At 57.2% G+C, this 2,181-nt stretch carries 1 protein-coding gene; it reads right to left on the bottom strand.

The window, feature by feature from the left end; translation table 11 throughout:
• The coding region (gene gcvP / locus OKA04_RS24850; protein ID WP_264503838.1) for an aminomethyl-transferring glycine dehydrogenase at positions 1 to 2,181 on the bottom strand (2,181 nt) is incomplete at both ends.

The raw sequence follows: 2,181 nt of genomic DNA on the forward strand, positions 1-2,181 counted from the left end.
GTGGTGATCACTGGATGAGATGGTAAAAATGGTGCTAAGTGCTTCTTAACACCAATAGGACCCATTCCAGGACCACCCCCACCATGTGGAATGCAGAATGTCTTGTGAAGGTTAAGGTGGCAAACATCTGCTCCAATAAAGCCAGGGCTTGTCAATCCGACCTGAGCATTCATGTTAGCCCCATCCATGTATACCTGCCCACCGTTCTCATGAATTATCCTGCATATCTCATCAATGCCTTCTTCATAGACTCCATGGGTCGAAGGATAGGTAACCATAAGAGCAGCCAAGTTGTCCTTGTTTGCTTCAGCAGCTTTCCTCAACTCCTCGATGTTAATGTTACCTTTGGAATCAGTTCCAACAGCAACAATCTTCATTCCACACATAGCAGCACTTGCAGGATTTGTACCATGGGCTGACACAGGAATGATACAGACGTCCCGGTGGTAGTCTCCTCTTGCCCTGTGGTAAGCACGGATAACCATCAATCCGGCATACTCCCCTGATGCACCAGCATTTGGTTGCAAAGAGAAAGAATCAAAGCCAGTGATCTTGCACAGCAGATCGCCCAAGTCATCAAACATTTCATGATATCCTGCGGCTTGTTCAGTAGGTGCAAATGGGTGCATGTTTGCAAAGTTGGGGTAGGTGACAGGCATCATCTCCACTGTAGCATTTAGTTTCATAGTGCAAGAACCAAGAGGGATCATACTGTGGCACAGTGAAAGGTCCTTGGATTGCAACTTGTACAGGTAGCGGAGAAGCTCATGCTCTGTATGGTACATGTTAAAGATCGGGTGGGTTAAGTAGGGGCTCTTGCGCACAAGGCTACTCGGAATTGAGCTTGAGACCTCTGGTGCGAGGGATTCAGCAGTGAAGTTCACTGGCTTGCCACCATTGAACACCTTGAACAGCTTGTCGACATCCTCCAAGGTTGTGGTCTCATCAAAGGCAACGGTTATCGTGGTTGCATCAACGACACGAAGGTTCATCTCGTTCTTGCAGGCCTCCTGGGCAATCGCATTCGCATCAGCGACCTTGACCTTGACAGTGTCAAAGAACGGCAGTTCCTGCACAGTCACTGTTCCGAGCTTCTTCAGTCCATGGGCAAAGGTACCAGCCAGGCCGTGTACACGGTCGGCAATTGCCTTTAGCCCCTCGGGACCATGGTAGACAGCATACATCGCTGCCATGTTGGCGAGCAAGGCCTGGGCAGTGCAGATGTTGCTGGTGGCCTTGTCGCGGCGGATGTGCTGCTCCCGGGTCTGCATCGCCATCCGGAGCGCGGGCTTGCCGCTGGAATCGACGCTCACGCCGATGATACGGCCGGGCATGAGGCGCTTGTACTCCTGGGAAGTGGCGAGGAACGCGGCGTGCGGGCCTCCGTACCCCATGGGCACGCCGAACCGCTGCGCGGAGCCGACGGCGATGTCGGCGCCGATCTCACCGGGCGGGCGCAGCGAGGTGAGCGCGAGCAGGTCGGTGGCCATGACCACCTTGACGCCGTGCGCGTGCGCGTCCTTGACGAACTCCGCGTAGTCCAGCACCTCCCCCTCCGTGCCGGGGTACTGCACGAGCACTCCGCACACATCACCGCTGCTGTAGTCGAAGTCCTTGGCGTCCGCGACGATGACGTTGAGGTCGAACCCAGCGGCGCGCGTCTGGCAGACGTCGATGGTCTGCGGGTGGCAGTTGGAGGCGATGAGGAAGGTCTTCTTCTTGGATTTCAGGATGCCGTTGCACATGGCCATGGCCTCGGCGGCGGCGGTGGCCTCGTCAAGCAGCGAGGCGTTGGACATGGGCAGGCCGGTGAGGTCGGCGACCATGGTCTGGTAGTTGAGCAGCGACTCGAGACGGCCCTGCGCGATCTCCGCCTGGTACGGCGTGTACTGCGTGTACCACGCGGGGTTCTCCATGAGGTTGCGCAGTATCACCGCGGGGACGTGGGTGTTGTAGTACCCCATCCCGATGAAGGACTTGTAGGCCTTGTTCATGGCCGCCAGGCGCTGCATGTGGTCAATCATCTGGGACTCGGTAAACCCGGCGTCGAACTTCCCGGAGAAGTGCATCGTCGGCGCGCGGATGGCGGCCGGGACGGTGGCGTCGATGAGCGCGTCGAGGGTGTTGAACCCGCACTCCGACGCCATCGCCGCCTGCTCCGCCGGCGTCGCCGAGTTGTGC

This window comes from Luteolibacter flavescens, from assembly GCF_025950085.1.
Taxonomy (GTDB): Bacteria; Verrucomicrobiota; Verrucomicrobiia; order Verrucomicrobiales; family Akkermansiaceae; genus Haloferula; species Haloferula flavescens.